This is a genomic window from Gilliamella sp. BG2 (assembly GCF_046635645.1).
GTDB lineage: Bacteria > Pseudomonadota > Gammaproteobacteria > Enterobacterales > Orbaceae > Gilliamella > Gilliamella bombi.
Genome location: NZ_JBIDFF010000012.1, coordinates 1 through 17,654, shown reverse-complemented (window position 1 = coordinate 17,654; position 17,654 = coordinate 1). Strand labels below are relative to the sequence as shown.

General features: G+C 35.1%; 15 protein-coding genes. All 15 read right to left on the bottom strand.

What is annotated here, in order from left to right:
• Positions 1–44: 44 nt before the first annotated feature.
• Complete coding sequence (gene ftsZ / locus ACGH6Q_RS06650) at positions 45–1,184, bottom strand: cell division protein FtsZ (protein WP_034910168.1); 1,140 nt, start codon at positions 1,182–1,184, stop codon at positions 45–47.
• An 81-nt stretch (positions 1,185–1,265) separates the two neighbouring features.
• On the bottom strand, positions 1,266–2,519 hold the full coding sequence (ftsA, locus tag ACGH6Q_RS06645) for a cell division protein FtsA (protein ID WP_034910169.1): 1,254 nt from the start codon (positions 2,517–2,519) through the stop codon (positions 1,266–1,268).
• Positions 2,520–2,540: 21 nt separating this feature from the next.
• Positions 2,541–3,374 (bottom strand): FtsQ-type POTRA domain-containing protein, encoded by an 834-nt coding sequence (locus ACGH6Q_RS06640; RefSeq protein ID WP_411592421.1) that lies wholly within the window; start codon positions 3,372–3,374, stop codon positions 2,541–2,543.
• Between the two features lie 13 nt (positions 3,375–3,387).
• On the bottom strand, positions 3,388–4,296 hold the full coding sequence (locus ACGH6Q_RS06635) for a D-alanine--D-alanine ligase (protein WP_411592419.1): 909 nt from the start codon (positions 4,294–4,296) through the stop codon (positions 3,388–3,390).
• A gap of 1 nt (position 4,297) precedes the next feature.
• Positions 4,298–5,746, bottom strand: a complete 1,449-nt coding sequence (murC, locus tag ACGH6Q_RS06630) for a UDP-N-acetylmuramate--L-alanine ligase (RefSeq protein ID WP_411592417.1) — start codon at positions 5,744–5,746, stop codon at positions 4,298–4,300.
• A 160-nt stretch (positions 5,747–5,906) separates the two neighbouring features.
• On the bottom strand, positions 5,907–6,959 hold the full coding sequence (gene murG / locus ACGH6Q_RS06625) for an undecaprenyldiphospho-muramoylpentapeptide beta-N-acetylglucosaminyltransferase (protein ID WP_411592414.1): 1,053 nt from the start codon (positions 6,957–6,959) through the stop codon (positions 5,907–5,909).
• Positions 6,959–8,110 carry a cell division protein FtsW gene (ftsW, locus tag ACGH6Q_RS06620; protein WP_411592412.1) on the bottom strand — a complete coding sequence of 384 codons (1,152 nt, stop codon included), beginning with the start codon at positions 8,108–8,110 and terminating at the stop codon, positions 6,959–6,961. The genes murG and ftsW overlap by 1 nt, the downstream gene beginning before the upstream one ends.
• Complete coding sequence (murD, locus tag ACGH6Q_RS06615; RefSeq protein ID WP_411592410.1) at positions 8,107–9,441, bottom strand: UDP-N-acetylmuramoyl-L-alanine--D-glutamate ligase; 1,335 nt, start codon at positions 9,439–9,441, stop codon at positions 8,107–8,109. Before murD ends, ftsW begins: the two co-directional genes overlap by 4 nt.
• A gap of 22 nt (positions 9,442–9,463) precedes the next feature.
• Complete coding sequence (gene mraY, locus ACGH6Q_RS06610; protein WP_085164930.1) at positions 9,464–10,546, bottom strand: phospho-N-acetylmuramoyl-pentapeptide-transferase; 1,083 nt, start codon at positions 10,544–10,546, stop codon at positions 9,464–9,466.
• A 4-nt stretch (positions 10,547–10,550) separates the two neighbouring features.
• The gene (gene murF, locus ACGH6Q_RS06605; RefSeq protein WP_411592408.1) at positions 10,551–11,924 is read right to left on the bottom strand and encodes a UDP-N-acetylmuramoyl-tripeptide--D-alanyl-D-alanine ligase; all 1,374 of its coding nucleotides are present in this window, start codon (positions 11,922–11,924) and stop codon (positions 10,551–10,553) included.
• The gene (gene murE, locus ACGH6Q_RS06600; protein WP_411592406.1) at positions 11,921–13,474 is read right to left on the bottom strand and encodes a UDP-N-acetylmuramoyl-L-alanyl-D-glutamate--2,6-diaminopimelate ligase; all 1,554 of its coding nucleotides are present in this window, start codon (positions 13,472–13,474) and stop codon (positions 11,921–11,923) included. Before murE ends, murF begins: the two co-directional genes overlap by 4 nt.
• Positions 13,475–13,483: 9 nt before the next feature.
• Positions 13,484–15,262: a peptidoglycan glycosyltransferase FtsI gene (ftsI, locus tag ACGH6Q_RS06595; protein ID WP_065590395.1), complete on the bottom strand. Its 1,779-nt coding sequence runs from the start codon at positions 15,260–15,262 to the stop codon at positions 13,484–13,486.
• Positions 15,262–15,642, bottom strand: coding sequence for a cell division protein FtsL (gene ftsL, locus ACGH6Q_RS06590; protein ID WP_081296726.1), 381 nt, complete (start codon positions 15,640–15,642; stop codon positions 15,262–15,264). Before ftsL ends, ftsI begins: the two co-directional genes overlap by 1 nt.
• Positions 15,635–16,570: a 16S rRNA (cytosine(1402)-N(4))-methyltransferase RsmH gene (rsmH, locus tag ACGH6Q_RS06585; RefSeq protein WP_411592404.1), complete on the bottom strand. Its 936-nt coding sequence runs from the start codon at positions 16,568–16,570 to the stop codon at positions 15,635–15,637. The genes ftsL and rsmH overlap by 8 nt, the downstream gene beginning before the upstream one ends.
• Positions 16,571–16,585: 15 nt before the next feature.
• The gene (mraZ, locus tag ACGH6Q_RS06580; protein ID WP_065590397.1) at positions 16,586–17,032 is read right to left on the bottom strand and encodes a division/cell wall cluster transcriptional repressor MraZ; all 447 of its coding nucleotides are present in this window, start codon (positions 17,030–17,032) and stop codon (positions 16,586–16,588) included.
• Between the last annotated feature and the right edge of the window lie 622 nt (positions 17,033–17,654).

Sequence of the window (17,654 nt, the reverse complement as noted above, 5' to 3'; positions counted from 1 at the left end):
TTACCGATTTTGACAATAAAAAATCAAATAAGTTCAACTTTACTTTAATTCGCTTGCTTCCGTATGAAAGCTGGAATATCTAAAATCTTATGTTCTTCAAGAGGAGAAGCTATTGGTTCATTAACAACCTTAGCTAATTTATCTTCTTGTTGTCCCAAAGGATTGCTTCGACTAAATAGATCATTGTGTGATGCTGATTTAGGTATTTTAACTTCTGGACGTTTATCCATACCAATACCCGTTGCAACCACTGTTACTCGAATTTCATCAGATATATCTGGATCAAAAGTTGAACCAACAACAACCGTAGCATTATCAGAAGCAAATGCTTTAACTGTGTTACCGACTGTTTCAAATTCTTCTAAACCGATATCAAATCCAGATGTTACGTTAACTAATACGCCTCGAGCGCCAGATAAATCAATATCTTCAAGTAATGGGCTAGAAATTGCCATTTCTGCGGCTTCTTCAGCTCGATTATCACCACTAGCTCGACCAGATCCCATCATAGCATATCCCATTTCAGACATCACTGTTCTAACATCAGCAAAATCGACATTGATAAGACCAGGTTTAGTAATCAGCTCAGCGATCCCTTGTACTGCACCTTTTAAAACACCATTAGCTGCAGCAAAAGCATCAAGTAATTTAACACCACGACCTAATACTTTTAATAATTTATCATTCGGAATAGTAATTAGTGAATCAACATGTTTTGCCAACTCAGAAATACCTTGCTCAGCAAAAGCCATACGCTTTTTACCTTCAAAACCAAAAGGTTTAGTAACAACTGCAACAGTTAGAATTCCTAATTCTTTTGCTATTTCTGCAACAACAGGAGCTGCACCCGTTCCAGTGCCACCACCCATTCCTGCTGCGATAAAAACCATGTCGGCTCCTTCGATAGCACTACGAATGACATCTCGATCTTCCTCAGCTGAATTTCTACCGACTTCTGGATTAGCACCTGCACCAAGCCCTTTAGTAACATTAGTCCCGATTTGGATAGTTTGACCTACCTTAATTCTTTTTAAGGCTTGCGCATCTGTATTTGCTGCAAAAAATTCAACGCCTTCAATATGTTCAGCAATCATATGCTCGACAGCATTACCGCCGCCACCACCTACACCAATAACTTTAATGACTGCTGCTGGTTCATCATCTGCAACCATAGGTTCAAACATAACTTATCTCCAAATTTACGATCTGCGAACATTGTACAGATAATCATCTACAATGTCCACGAAGTTCTTGAAATATATTAGCTAAAATTCTTTTTTAAACCATCCGGTTAATCGTTTAGCTATCCCTTTTAATGATGATTTATTATTATCTTTTCCATCATCATTTAATAAACTTTGTTTTCCATAATGCAATAACCCTATAGCTGTTGAACAATAAGGTTTTTGAACATAGTCGGTTAATCCAGATATATTTAATGGCTGACCAATACGCACTTGATTTTGAAAAACTTTTTCAGCGCACTCTACCATTCCTTTTATTTGCGCTGCACCACCAGTTAAAACAATACCTGCTGCTAATTGATATTTGATATTCTGTTTTTTAAGTTCTTCTTGTAATACAAGTAACTCTTTTTGTACCAACGAAAGAAGTTCTGAATAGCGTGGTTCAATTACATCAGCAAGAGTTTGTCGTTGCAATGAACGAGAGGGTCTTCCACCAACACTTGGAACATCAATAACTTCATCTTTGCCAATTAATGAACCTACAGCGCATCCATAACGAATCTTAATATTTTCAGCATCCATTGGCGGAGCGCCAAATGCATATGCGATATCGCTAGTAACAACATTCCCAGCATAAGGGATTACAACTGAATGACGTAACGCACCTCCCGTATAGACCGTTACATCCATTGTACCGCCACCCATATCAATTACGCAAACACCAAGTTCTTTTTCATCATCCGTTAAAACTGCATAGCTAGAGGCCAATCCAGAAAAAATAAGTTGATCCACTTTCAAACCACAACGTTCTACTGCTTTCACAATATTTCTAGCCATATCATTATGACAAGTAATTAAGTGAACTTTGGCTTTCATTCTTACTCCAGATAAGCCAATAGGATTTTTAATACCTTCTTGCAAATCGATAGAATATTCTTGTGCAATGACATGCAAAATACGGTGCTCATCTAAAATTCTGACTGATTTTGCTGTATGAACAACATTGTCAACATCTTCTGCGGTTACTTCTTCATCCTCTATTGGCACCATGCCTATCTCATTTTGACAACGAATATGTTTACCTGAAAGGCTTAAATATACTGAAGATATTTGACAATCAGCCATTAATTCAGCTTGGTCAACCGCTCTTTGGATTGATTTTACGACAGACTCAAGATCGTTCACACCACCTTTATCAACCCCTTTTGATGGACAATGACCTACACCGATGATGTTGACAACACCATCGGGAAGAACTTCACCAACAAGAGCAAGTACTTTGGATGTACCAACCTCTAATCCAACAACCAATTTTTTTTCTGTTGCTTTCATACTTCAGCCTTAATTTATTCCTTACTGCACCATTTTTTCTCTTTGCACTGAAATGCCATTCTCATAACGTAAATCAGCGACCATTATTTTTTCATTTTCTGGCATTCTTGACTGAATTTCCGGAAATAACTTGATAAATTGTTGATATCTTTGTTCAATATTTTCACTACCTAATAGTAATTTTATTTCCTGATTTTCTTGGCAAAAACCTGATACACACTGTTTTACCGTCAATTGCCACGCGTTACGTTCATCAGTTATTGCTGTTTTAATATGTAGTGCCAACTGATTATTAGCTAATTTTTTAGAAAGATTCTCTAATTTATAATAAGTTTCTAACGCCGATTTTGCTTTACCCTCTGGACCATATAATTTTGGTAATTTTAAGTTGCTTATACGGTCAAGTGGTACGCTAAATACATTGCCACTTTTATCAAGTAAAAATAAGTCATTCCAATAAAGCACGGGTTTATATTCTTCGACATAGACAATTAACCTATCTGGCCACTGTTTACGTACACTGGTTTGCTTCACCCACGGAAATCGCATTACTTCTTGTTGAATATCATTAACATCTTGTCCTATATAGGTATTAGGCAACCCAAGTCCTAAAATAGCTTCCCGAAGATCATCCTCAGTTGTATAGGTATGTTCTCCACTCAATGTTAATTGAGACAATACCATTTGTTCGGGATCATCCATCCAATTTTTAAAACTTTGAACGACCCAAATACTAATACAAATAATCGCAATAAAGAACAAAAATCCTATTAATTGCTCTGTATTACGAAAAATAAGCAGCTTTCTTCTGTTTTTCTCGTCCCTTCTATGCGCTGCTTGCCGAAGTTGTTTCATAAAATAAGGCCAATTATAAAGTTGCCAAATTCAAAATTCTAGCAACAAGCTCATTAAATGACCAGCCATGTTCTTTTGCCGCCATTGGTACTAAACTATGGTCTGTCATACCTGGAGCAGTATTAATTTCAAGTAAAAATGGTTTTTGATTAGCATTAAACATAATGTCGACTCTTCCCCATCCTCGACATCCTACTGCTTTATAAGCATCTAACGCTAATTTACGAATTTCCTGTTCTTGTTCATCAGGTAAACCGCTTGGACAAAAATACTGAGTGGTATCAGATAAGTATTTCGCATCATAATCATAAAATTTAGTTGCAGGCTTAATATGAATTGAAGGTAAGACCTCGTCACCAACAATTGCTACCGTAAATTCTGGACCTGCTAAAAATGACTCAACCATCACTACACTATCATATTTGAAAGCTGCGCTAATAGCTGCTTCCAATTCAGATGCTTCATTAACTCTAGCCATTCCCACACTTGATCCTTCATGACTTGGTTTAACAAACAACGGTAAACCAAGCTGTTTAACTATAGCACCAGTACCAATTGATTGTGATTTTTCAACCATAACATATTCAGCAACAGGTAAATTGAGTGATTTCCACACTAACTTAGTTTTCAGTTTATCCATTGTTAAGGCTGATGATAAAACATCACTACCGGTATAAGGAATATTTTGATAAGTCAAAATCGCTTGAACAATACCATCTTCCCCACCACGTCCGTGTAAAATAATAAAAGCTTTTGTATAACCTTCTTCTTTTAAATTAGTAATAGAATGATATTTAGTATCAATAAGATGCGCATCGATACCATTTGCCAACAATCCTGCATGTACAGCCTTACCTGACTTAAGTGACACTTCCCGTTCAGCTGAAGTACCACCATACAATACAGCAACTTTATCTACCATTTTATAAAACCTCTTCTGATGATAATTTAGTTTTGGCTAATTGGCGTGCTATACGACCAACACTACCTGCACCTTGTGTAATTAATAAATCACCACTTTGTAAAACTTCTTGCATTATTTCGGGTAGCAAATCTAAATCCGAAACATAAATTGGGTCAACTTTGCCACGATTGCGGATAGAACGGCATAACGAACGGCTATCTGCACCCGCAATAGGTTGCTCTCCTGCGGAATAGACATCTAACATAACAAGTGCATCGACTTGAGAAAGCACTTGTGCGAAATCGTCAAATAAATCCCGAGTACGCGTGTATCGATGTGGTTGGAATAACATAACCAATCTTCGTTCAGGCCAGCCGTTTCTTGCTGCTTGAATTGTTGCATTAACCTCGCTAGGATGATGACCATAATCATCAACCATCATTATATCGCCACCATCAACATGCGGGAATATACCTAATAAATCAAAACGCCGACTAGTACCAGCAAATTTAGCTAATGCATTTATAATTGATTCATCATCAATACCATCTTCTGTTGCTGCAATTATCGCAGCCGCCGAGTTTAAAGCATTATGTTTACCAGGTGCATTTAACTCAATCCGCAAATCTTGGCGATCAGGGCGACAAACAGTGTAATAGCTTACACCTCGTTCTTGACGATAATTTTTAATGACAACGTCAGCCTCTTCGCTAAATCCATAAGTGATGATTTTACGTCCCACAATCGGTAGTAATTCTCGATTAATAGGATCGTCGTAACACATAATAGCTAAACCATAAAATGGAAGATTATGTAAAAATGAAATAAATGTTTGTTTTAGATTATCAACATTACCTTGATAAGTGTCCATATGGTCAGGCTCTATATTTGTTACAATAGATACCATCGGTTGCAAATGAAGAAATGAAGCATCACTTTCATCAGCCTCAGCAATAAAATAACGGCTACTTCCTAATTGAGCATGTGTTCCTGCCGCCTTAACTAAACCACCATTAACAAAGGTTGGATCGAGTTTCGCCTCAGCATAAATAGAGGTAACCATAGCGGTAGTTGTAGTTTTACCATGAGTACCAGCAATTGCTATACCATATCGAAAACGCATTAATTCAGCTAACATTTCTGCACGTTGAATAACAGGTATACGTGCTGCACGAGCGGAAATTACTTCAATGTTATCTTGCGAAATAGCCGAAGATATAACAACAACGCTAGAATTAATCACATTTTCAGCCGCATGACCAATAACAATTTTTGCCCCTAATGTTTCTAGATGTTGAGTGACCGCATTTTCAGCAATATCTGATCCACTAATTTTGTATCCTTCATTAGCAAGAACCTCAGCAATTCCTCCCATACCAGCACCACCAATACCCACAAAGTGAATATGTTTGACTCGCTTCATTTCAGGAATAATTGCTCTTAACTTCGCTAATTCCTTTGTATTCACTATTTAACTCCTAAATTATTTTACAGTTCACAGTACATATCATCATTGAGCATATCTATCATCGTTATTTTTTATTGCTCAAATGAATCATTGACTCAAACATATATCTAACCTGAAACATTTTGACAAAAATATTACATAAATTTATGTCAGAAAAGTATTATTTTATCACCGAATAAAGGGCTTCTGCTACTTTTTCTGTGGAATTCACAATAGATAAACTTTTAGCTTTAATTGCCATTTCAATTAATTTGTTACGGTTCAAATTACATAACAAATTGGATAGCGATTCAACACTGAAATCGGATTGTTCTATAATACTTGCAGCACCTATATCTGCTAGTGATTTTGCATTCCAAAATTGCTGACGATCTTTATGCATAAACGGAATAAAAATAGCACCAATACCAACTACTTCAATTTCACTAACGGTTAATGCTCCGCTACGACAAATTACAATATCTGCCCAATTGTATGCATCTGCAACATCTTGGATAAATTCAGTCACTTTGTTATTGGTCATATCGCAATTTTGGTATGACTGAATTACGGAATTCAACATTCCTTTACCTGTTTGATGCCATACTACATATTTATCGGATAATTTTGTTATCACTTGAGGCACAATATCATTAATAACTTTAGCTCCTTGGCTACCTCCCATGACTAATACTCTAATTGGCCCATCACGATCTTTTAATCTTTCTTCAGGTTTTGCTACAGTTAAAAGATCACTACGAACAGGATTGCCAACTACTTCAGCCTTAGGAAAAGCAGTAGGAAATGCTTGTAAAACTTTAGCTGCTATTTTAGCTAGATATTTGTTGGTTAAACCTGCTATACCATTTTGTTCATGTACTACAACCGGTATGCCAAGTGTTTTTGCTGCTATTCCCCCTGGGCCTGAAACATATCCTCCCATACCTAGAACAACATCAGGGCGATAAGTTTTTAAAATTTTTCTAGCTTGTAAAACTGCTTTTAAAATTTTATAAGGTGCTTTTAATAATGCCATAACACCTTTGCCTCGTAGCCCTGATATTTCGATAAAATCAATATCAATACCATTTTCAGGAACTAAGTGTGCTTCCATTCGATCGGCAGTTCCTAACCATCTTACCTGCCAGCCTTGCTTCATTAAATATTGCGCCACAGCAATACCCGGAAAAACATGCCCCCCAGTTCCTCCTGCCATAACTAATAATTTTTTCATTATTTTATTAACCTTATTCTTGCTTGGGCTTGTTGTTGTCTAAATTCAAAATCAATTCGGAGTAATATTGCTGTTGCAATACTCATCACAATAAGACTTGATCCACCATAACTAATAAATGGTAGTGTTAATCCTTTAGTAGGCAACATTCCAGATGTAACACCCACATTTACAAATGTTTGAAAACCAAACCATATCCCAATTTCACAAGCTAAATAACCAGAGAACAATGAACATTCATTCAGTGCTCGATAACCAATTGCAAGTGCCTTAAATGTTAGAAAGAAAAGTAATGACAATAAAGCAACTACACCTATATATCCATACTCTTCTGATATAATTGAGAAAATGAAATCAGTATGACATTCGGGCAAATAACCTAATTTCAGTACAGAATTTCCCATACCTTGCCCAGTAACGCCTCCATTACCAATTGCCATTAATGAGGCAACTAATTGATAACCTGAACCTGTAGCATCTTGCCAAGGATCAAGAAAGGTTAACAGTCGTGTTAAGCGGTAAGACTCATACAAAATCAAACAAATTACTGCGCCAACTCCCGTTAGCAAAATAGCAATAAATTGCCACAATTGCGCACCTGCAATAAATAAAATGCCAATAGTGACCATAAATAAAACAATAACAGTACCTAAATCTGGTTGTTTAAGTAACAAAATGGAAAGTATAGTCATAACAACCATTGGTTTAAAAAACCCCCAAAAGCCGCTTTGTACTTCTTCAGATTTACGTGATAAATAACCAGCTAAGAATAAAAATAGCGCTAATTTTGAAAGTTCTGCAGGTTGAAAATTGAATACTCCTAGAGGTATCCAACGAGATGCTCCATTAATCGAAGAACCAATACCTAACACAACGATTAACATAATAATAGCAATAATAAGTAAAACAGAAGCAAACTGTTGCCAACGTTGCATTGGAATATAAAACGTAATAAACATTAAAAATAATGATAGTCCTAACTGAATAAGTTCTCGTTGTGTATAAAAGAAAGGATCGCTTTCATTAAATGCCATTGAAGAAGATGTCACCATGATCAAACCGAAGATCATTAAACCTAACACAGTCCAAAGTAGCTGGTTGTCAAATGGTATGTGGGGATTAACCTGTTTTTTTAACCAAAAGAGTGTCATTTTGTACTCCTTTGAGTATATTGTTCAGCAAGTTGTGCAAACTGTTTTCCGCGTTCAATATAATTCTTAAACTGATCTAAGCTTGCGCATGCTGGAGAAAGCAAGACCACATCATTTGGTTCAACTTTTTGAGCAATAACTTGCATTGCATCTGACAATGTTTCAGTTACAGTTGTTATATGAGGTGCTAGCTTAGCAAGGGTAAAACGATCACGCCCAAAACAAAAAATTTCTAGATTTCTGTTTTCAAAAAAAGGGATCAATGGCGAAAAATCCGCTGATTTTCCATCCCCACCTAATAATAAAAATAATTTCCCTTTGCAAACTACGCTATTTAATGCTGCTTCTGTACTACCTACATTGGTTGCTTTGGAATCATTAATCCACTTCACACCATTTTTTTCCAACACTAACTCAAAACGATGTGCTAGACCATGAAATGAAATAATTGTTGCTATACTAGATTCCCGTGAAATTTTCAGTTTATCAACTATAGCTAAAGCCGCTAACGCATTAAGATAATTATGGCATCCCGCCAGTTTCATTATTTTAGTCGCTACTACTGGCTGCTCTTGTGCAATCAAGTGTTCAAAGTGGAAATCCAAATGATAATCCCCTTTATTTACACCAAATGAAACGCAGTTTTTTTGTTGGTCAGTCGGAATGGTTAACTTATCATCATGGTTAATTACACAATACTTGGCATTATGATAAATACGTTGCTTAGCCTCAACATATTGCATTAATCCAAGAGGATAACGATCCATATGATCTTCTGAAATATTTAAGATTGTTGCAACTGTAGCTTTTAAACTCTGAGTTGTTTCTAGCTGAAAGCTAGACAGTTCAAGAACATATACATCGTAATGTTGATTCAATAACGATAATGCTGGCTGCCCAATATTACCACCAATAGCGACTTTAATACCTGCCGACTTAATAATTTCACCAACTAATGTTGTTACTGTAGTTTTACCATTTGCACCTGTAATGGCTACAATTTGTTTACTGTTTTGTTGATTCAATTCACGGCAAAATAGTTCAATATCGCCAATAATTTCAATACCTTTTTTAGCTGCCTGTTGTAGTTCAGGTGTTGATAAAGCAATTCCTGGACTGACTATTATTAAATCAGCATCAAGCAACCAATCAACATTTAATTTCCCTAAATGGCAAGCAACACGTTTGTCTAATTGTTCCATCCCTGATGGCGACTTACGAGTATCAATAACTTTAGGTATAACATTTTGAGCAAGAAAATAGTCTACACAAGAAAGTCCTGTGACACCTAAACCAATAATAACGACATTTTTTCCTTGATAGCTAACCATGATTTGATCCTAATATCTTTTATTAACGTAATTTCAAAGTTAATAAACCTATTACAACTAACATCAATGAAATTATCCAAAACCGCACAATAACACGCGGTTCTGGCCAACCCTTTAATTCATAGTGATGATGAATTGGTGCCATACGGAAAATTCTTTTACCTCGTAATTTAAATGATCCTACTTGTAAAATTACGGATAAAGTTTCAATAACAAAAATTCCCCCCATAATCAGTAATAAAAATTCTTGTCGTAATAAAACAGCAATAATTCCAAACACGCCACCTAAAGCTAGCGATCCAACATCTCCCATAAAAACCATCGCCGGATATGTGTTAAACCATAAAAAACCAAGTCCAGCTCCAATAATTGCAGTACAAACAATCATCAACTCTCCGCTGAATTTAATATAAGGAATATTCAAATAAGCAGCAAAATTGACATTCCCTGTAGCCCATGCTACAAGCGTAAAACCAGCGGCTACAAAAACAGTTGGCATAATTGCTAATCCATCAAGTCCATCTGTTAAATTAACGGCATTACCAGCCCCAACTATAACTACATAAGTTAATAAAATAAACCATAGTCCCAATTGAGGCATCACATCTTTAAAAAATGGCACAACAAGTACCGTTACCGTGCTATCTTTACCATAAACATAAAGACCAAAAGCAACAATTAATGCAATAACCGATTGCCAAAAGTATTTCCATCTAGCAATTAATCCAGCACTATTTTTACGAATCACTTTTAAATAATCATCAGCAAAGCCAACAATGCCATAACCAATTAAAACAAACAAAGTTACCCAAACATAAGGATTGCGTAAATCTGCCCATAGCAATACCGACAAGGAAATTGAGGCTAAAATTAGCGTCCCCCCCATAGTCGGTGTTCCTTTTTTACTTAAATGAGACTCAGGCCCATCATGGCGAATGACTTGACCAATCTGTAATTTTTGTAGCCAGTCAATGACTTTTTGTCCAAAAAATAATGAAATTGCTAACGAGGTTAATAAACCTAAAATAGCTCTTACTGTTAAATAAGAGATAACATTAAAAAAGGTAAAATGTTTAACTAAATATTCCGATATCCAAAGCAACATAATCTTAATCCTGACTCATTTTGAGTTGTTCAATTTGAATTTTTTCGATAACTTCTTCCATTTTTGCACTACGCGAACCTTTAACTAACATTGTTAAATTTGGTTGTTGGCGTAACAGCATTAATAGATAATTCACTGCATCTTGTTTATTATTGAAATGGTGACCCACGCCACTAAACTGGCTAATAAATTGACTTAATTTGCCTACACTTACTACACAATCAATTTTTTCATCATGAGCAAGCTCACCTATTTGGCAATGATATTTTTCAGCTTCTGGTCCTAACTCTCCCATATCACCGACGACTAAAATCCGATAACCAGGTTGTTTTGCCAAGACTTTGACAGCCGCTGACATCGATCCAACATTAGCATTATAAGTATCATCCCAAATTAATTGGGTTTGATTTAATTTTATTGGAAATAATCGTCCTTTTACAGGCGTTAAAGAGGCTAAGCCTTGTTGAATCTGATTCAAAGTCGCTCCGACAGAAAGTGCTAAAGCTGATGCCGCGATCGCATTTAAAATATTATGTTTCCCAACTAGCGATAACATAATCTCACATTCACCTTTAGGTGTATGTAATGTAAATGTTGTATTTTTTTCGTGTTGAATATTACTAGCATAAAATTGAGCGGAAGGATTCGTTAACGAGAAAGTCCAAACTTTTTTGTTTACTAACTGAGTAAACCATTTATCAGAACAACTATCTAAATTAATAATAGCAATACCACCATCAAGCAATCCTTGAAAGATTTCGCCTTTAGCTTTTGCTACACCTTCAAGTGTTCCAAAACCTTCTATATGTGCTTCTGCAATATTATTGATTAAAGCGCTTTGTGGTTTAACAATATTCGTAGTATAGGCTATTTCACCAATATGATTAGCGCCTAATTCTATAACTGCAAACTGGTCTTGTTTAGTTAAACGTAACAGTGTTAATGGCACCCCAATATCATTATTGAAATTGCCTTGTGTATAAAGGGTTTGTCCACAGTGTAGTAATATTGCCGCAGTCATTTCTTTAACTGACGTTTTACCTGATGAACCTGTAAGTGCAACAATTTTAGCTGTACTTTGCTGCCGGATAAAATTAGCGATTCCACCTAAAGCCAAGCGAGTATCCTTAACAACAATCTGTGGTATGGGCTTATCAAGTTTATGATCGACGATCACGGCTATAGCACCATCTTTAATAGATTGTTCAGCAAAAGCATGTCCATCAAAATTGTTTCCAACAAGCGCGATAAATAGCGATTGCTTTATTATTTTTCGTGAATCAGTGCAAATTGTATCAATCACAGCACTTTCATCTTGAATGTAATAACATTCACCATTAACTATTTTTTTTATTTGCTCAATTTCTAATGGAATCATGATTGATTCTCTACTCCTAGAAGTTTTTTCACTGTTTCTTGATCTGAATAGTGATATTTGGTATTACCAATTATTTGATAGTCCTCATGCCCTTTACCTGCAATTAAAATGACATCATTAGGCTTAGCCTGCTTTAATGTTTGCGTAATAGCCAGCACTCTATTGGTAATTATGTTTACATTATCGGTATGATTTAAACCTTGTTGGATATCGTGAATAATCTTCATTTCATCTTCAGTACGTGGATTATCATTAGTTAAAACAATTTTATCAGCAAATTGTTCTGCGATTTCAGCCATTAAAGGTCTTTTTCCAGTATCCCTATCGCCACCACATCCAAAAATCACCCATAAAGAACCTTTACAATGAATTCGACTAGCTTGCAAAGCTTTCTGTAACGCATCTGGAGTATGCGCATAATCAACAATAACCGTTGGGCTATTTTTTACATGTAAAACCTCCATTCGCCCACAGATTGGAGTCAAAAAAGAAGCCATATTAACAACAGCAAAAAATGGGTAGTTCAATGTTAAAAGTGTAGCTATGGCTAATAACAAATTAGAAACGTTAAATTCACCTAGCAATCGGCTAATAATAATGGCATTTCCCCAACTTGATTCCATATGAATTTGGGCACCTTTATCATGATATTCGATCATTGATACACCAACATAAGGTATATTTAACGCCTTGAGTCGACGTAATGATTTTGTTTGACATGATACAGCTGTCACTTGTGGAAGTTTTTCAATCCATCTTTTACCATATTTGTCATCATAATTAATAATTGATTTACCCGCAGCTAAAACTTGTTTGTCTTTTTCATCGGGAGTAAATAACGACCATTTTGCTTTTGCATATCTACTCATTGTCTTATGATAATCTAGATGATCTCGACTTAAATTGGTAAATACAGTAGCAGCGCAATTTAGTCCTTTAACCCGGTCCATAGCAAGCCCATGTGAAGAAATTTCCATCGTTACAACTTTGACCTGTTTCTCTACAAATTCGGCTAATAAGGTTTGCACATCTACTGCTGATAACGTTGTATTAACTGATGGCTCAAGTTCATTATAAATTCCATTACCAATAGTGCCCATTAATGCTGTTTTTTCATTCAATAATGTTAAACATTGGGCAATAAGCTGACTAACAGTTGTTTTCCCATTGGTTCCTGTCACACCAATAACAGATAATTTTTTTGATGGAGAATGATAAAACTCATTAGCAATCAAGGATAGACGCTGTGAAAGTTGGAAAACACTAATTTGTGGAATTATCGATTTATTTTCATGCCTAATATAGTCAATTTTTAAGTCATTTGATTTTCTACTTGCTTCTACTAAGATAACAACTGCACCCATTGAAATAGCTTGTGGAATAAATGCTTGACCATCAACTGTATGACCTTTGATAGCGATAAACACATCGTTTTTTCCTACTTTGCGACTATCTATACGCAAATGATTAAGTGGAAAATCATCTAATTTTAAATTACATCTTCCACCTAATAATTCCAATAATGTTTTAAACGAGTTTGTTGCTAGCATTTTCACCTACTAATAAATAATCATTTGCCCATCAACTTGGCGATCAGGTTTTACATTCATCGTTCTAAGCACACCGCCCATAATGCGACTGAAAACAGGCGCAGAAACTGAACCACCATAATATTGGCCAGCTTTAGGATTATCAATAACAACAACTAGTGAATACTTTGGTGCTGTTGCTGGAGCGATACCTGCGGTATAAGCTAAATATTGATTAACATACCGTCCACCGGATAATTTTTTCGCTGTTCCTGTTTTAACTCCAACACTATAACCAGGAACCGATGCTTTAGTTCCTCCACCAGTAACAGCTACAGCCTCCATTAATTGAACAACTGTTTTAGCATCTTTTTCAGAAACTACACGTTTACCCTTAACAGGTTCTGTGACTTTTAAAATTGATACAGGTCGGTAAATTCCATAACTACCGATAGTTGCATAAGCTCTTGCTAGCTGTAATGGGGTAACAGTTAATCCATATCCAAACGCAAATGTTGCTCGCTCAATATCAGCCCATTTTCTGGTTCTATCGGCTGCAATTGAACCACTAACTTCACCACCTAAGCCTAATTCCGTTGGTTGACCTAATCCAAATCGACTATAGAATTCTACAAGATCATCCTGTTGCATTTGTAAAGCTAGCTTACTTACTCCAACATTACTTGATTTTTCTAAGATACCTGCCAAATTAAGCGTTTTTTGATATGACACATCTTTAATTTCATAACGATTAACATAAAAAGGTCTAGTATCGATAATAGTATTTAAGTTAGCAATTTTCTTTTCTAAGGCAGCCATTACAACTAGCGGTTTAACCGTAGAGCCTGGTTCAAACGCATCAGTAACAGCTCTATTTCTCAATAAATTATAATCAATTGATGAGCGATTATTTGGATTATAAGATGGGCTGGTTGCCATTGCTAAAATCTCACCACTATGCACATCAACCAATACAGCTGTTCCACTGTCTGCTTTGTTAAATTGAACCGCTTGACTAAGTTCGCTATAAACTAGTGATTGTAAACGCTCATCTATACTTAATATTAAATCTGATGCTGTTTCTGTTTCTGTCCGTTCTAATTCTTCAATAACACGACCTACTCGATCACGTCTTACAACTCTTTGCCCCGATTCACCTATTAACCATTTATTAAAGCTTTTTTCAATACCTTCAGAACCTTTCTCAGCACCATTTGCATCAATATCTGTTAAACCAATTAATTGAGCTATATTTTCTGCCGCAGGGTAATAACGTTTAGATGTTTTAGCAAACGATATCCCCGGTAACTTTAGTTTTTTTAAATAGTCAGATATTGTTGGCGTTACTTGCTTAGACAAATAAACAAATCTCATTGATGGGTTGTTTAATTTTTGCTTTAGCGTTGACATTGGAATATTCAACGTTTGTGCTAATCCTTGCCATCTAATATCATCAGCTTTAACACCACCTTTTTGCACAACAATTTTAGGATCTGCCCAAACATCAAACATCGGTACACTTACTGCTAACGCACGCCCATTACGATCGGTGATCATGGCTCTTGGTGCATCAATTTCTTGGTGACGAAGTGAGCGCTTATTACCTTCAGCAATCAGTTTATCTGGTTCAATAATTTGCAATAATGCCATTCGAGCCATAAGACAAATAATCGCTAAAATAATAAGTCCATATATAATATAAAAACGATTCGGTGTAAAAAACTGTCTTTTACCATTTAACCTATTATTTTTATTTGTTTTTGCAACCTTTTTAGTTTTATTTTTTTTATATTTAGTGGCAGGTTTCATTATTTACTCTTTATCACAATAACTGTTTCATTTTGCGGTGTCACATAAGACATTCCTAATTGGTTTTTGGCTTTATCTTCGACACGTTTGGGATCAGCAAGTACATTTTCTTCAATAACTAAATTCCGCCATTCGCTTTCTAACACATCTTGTTCTAATAAAAGTTGCTCACGTTCAAATAACTGTTTACGAATCTGTTGCGTTGTTATTAATACTGCACCAGCAGAAATAATAATCATCACAAGTAATAACAATGAAATTTTTTGATGCCTAAATAAATCCCCAATAATTACACCAAACAAGCTTTTACTCGGTCTTTTTTGAAAATTTTTATCAATATAAGTTTTATCTAGAAAAAAATCATTGTCTTGGTTATTCATTTTTCCTTTCTGCTACCCTTAATATTGCGCTTCGGGAGCGCGGGTTATTATTAATTTCAATAGTATTTGGTTTAATTTTGCCAAGTGATTTTAATTTAGCACTACCATATTGTTTAATTTGTTGTTCAGTTAATGGTAATCGTGTTGGTAAATCTGGACCTTTACTCTGTTTACTAATAAATTGTTTTACAATCCTATCTTCTAAAGAATGAAAGCTAATAACCGCTAATCTTCCTTGATTTGCAAGTACTGATAAACAACTATTTAACACTTGCTCGACTTCTTCCAATTCACTATTAATATAAATACGAATAGCCTGAAAACTACGTGTAGCTGGATGCTTATTTTTATCCTTTCTTGGTGTAGCTTTTTCAATTAAATTAGCCAACTCTAAGGTACGAGTAATCGGCGAAATTTTATTATGCTCGACAATCGATCGAGCAATACGTTTGGCAAATTTCTCTTCACCAAATGTCTTTAACACCCATGAAATATCGTCTTCATCACTGCTAAGTAACCATTCACTTGCAGTTAAACCTTTACTATTATTCATACGCATATCAAGAGGTCCATCACGCATAAAAGAGAATCCCCTGTCAGGATCATCAAGTTGTGGTGATGAAACACCTAGATCTAATAAGACACCATCAATTTCACCCAATAATTCTAACTCTTCAATATATTGATATAAATTTGAAAACTCACCACGAATAAAAGTAAATCGAGGATCTATTATCTGTAACGCAGTTTGCTCTGCACGCTCATCACGATCAATAGCAATCAATCGTCCTTGTGCTCCTAGTTGTTCAAGTATTAAACGAGAATGGCCTCCTCGTCCAAAGGTACCATCAACATAAATGCCATCTTTTTTTATATTTAATGCATTCACAGCTTCGTTTAATAAAACCGTCGTATGTTGATAATCCATCAATCTTCACTCTTATTAAATAGTTAAACTTTTCAAATTATCTGATAAGTTTTCAATATCGCTTGATAATGCGGTAATATCATCATTAATTTGTTGATACCAACTTGCCTCATCCCAAATTTCAAATTTATTAGATTGACCAACAAACATTATATTTTTTTCTAATTTTGCATAAGTACGCAATGTAGGTGACAATAAAATTCGTCCAGAATTATCCATTAGGCACTCAGTTGCATACCCCAATAACAATCTTTTTATTCTACGTTCAGTTTCAACAATGGTTGATAATGTTGCAAGTTGCTGTTCAATACATTTCCATTCGGACATTGAATAAAGTGTCAAGCATGGGTCGTATAAACCAATTGTGCAAACCATACCTTCAGATAAAGATTCACGGTAGCGAGTAGGAATAGCTAACCGTCCTTTATTATCTAAACTAATTGAAATTGCACCACTAAACATAAAAGTATTTTTCTTTATAATTTATTTAAATTTTAATTAATAAAAATCAACATGTTAATAAAACACTTATTTTTACCACTTAACCCCACTTTTTACCACAAAATTTAATAAATTAATAGGTAGTTGGTTAATTATTTATAAAAGATTGTTTTTATTTATCAAAAGAAACAAAGTTTACAGTAATCACTCTATTTATCTTTTCCATTTGTTTAAGTGCTGTAGAATTGAGAGAGTTTTCCATATCTACTATTTTATTAGTTGAAAAATCTCATTAACAAAAGTCAGGTTATTTAAATCACTTATTCAATAAAAAGGTTAAGTAGTTGTCAATTACTGGCTTAACTAACAGAAATTATTAATATTAAACAACATTCATTTAACATTTTTTTTAAAAAAAGATTAAATTTCACACTAAAATTGTGTACACTTTTTAGCTAAGCTGTCTGTTGCTTGAACTCAGTAATGCTGAGTATAAGATATAAAAAATAATTAAAATAGACAGACTGATTTTAAAATTGGATATAAGGAGGAGGAAAAACATGTCAAACGAACTTAATCGTCTTTTAAGTCAACTCGGTGACGGGTTTAGTGATTTAATGGCGGGTTTGAGTGGGGTTAGCCA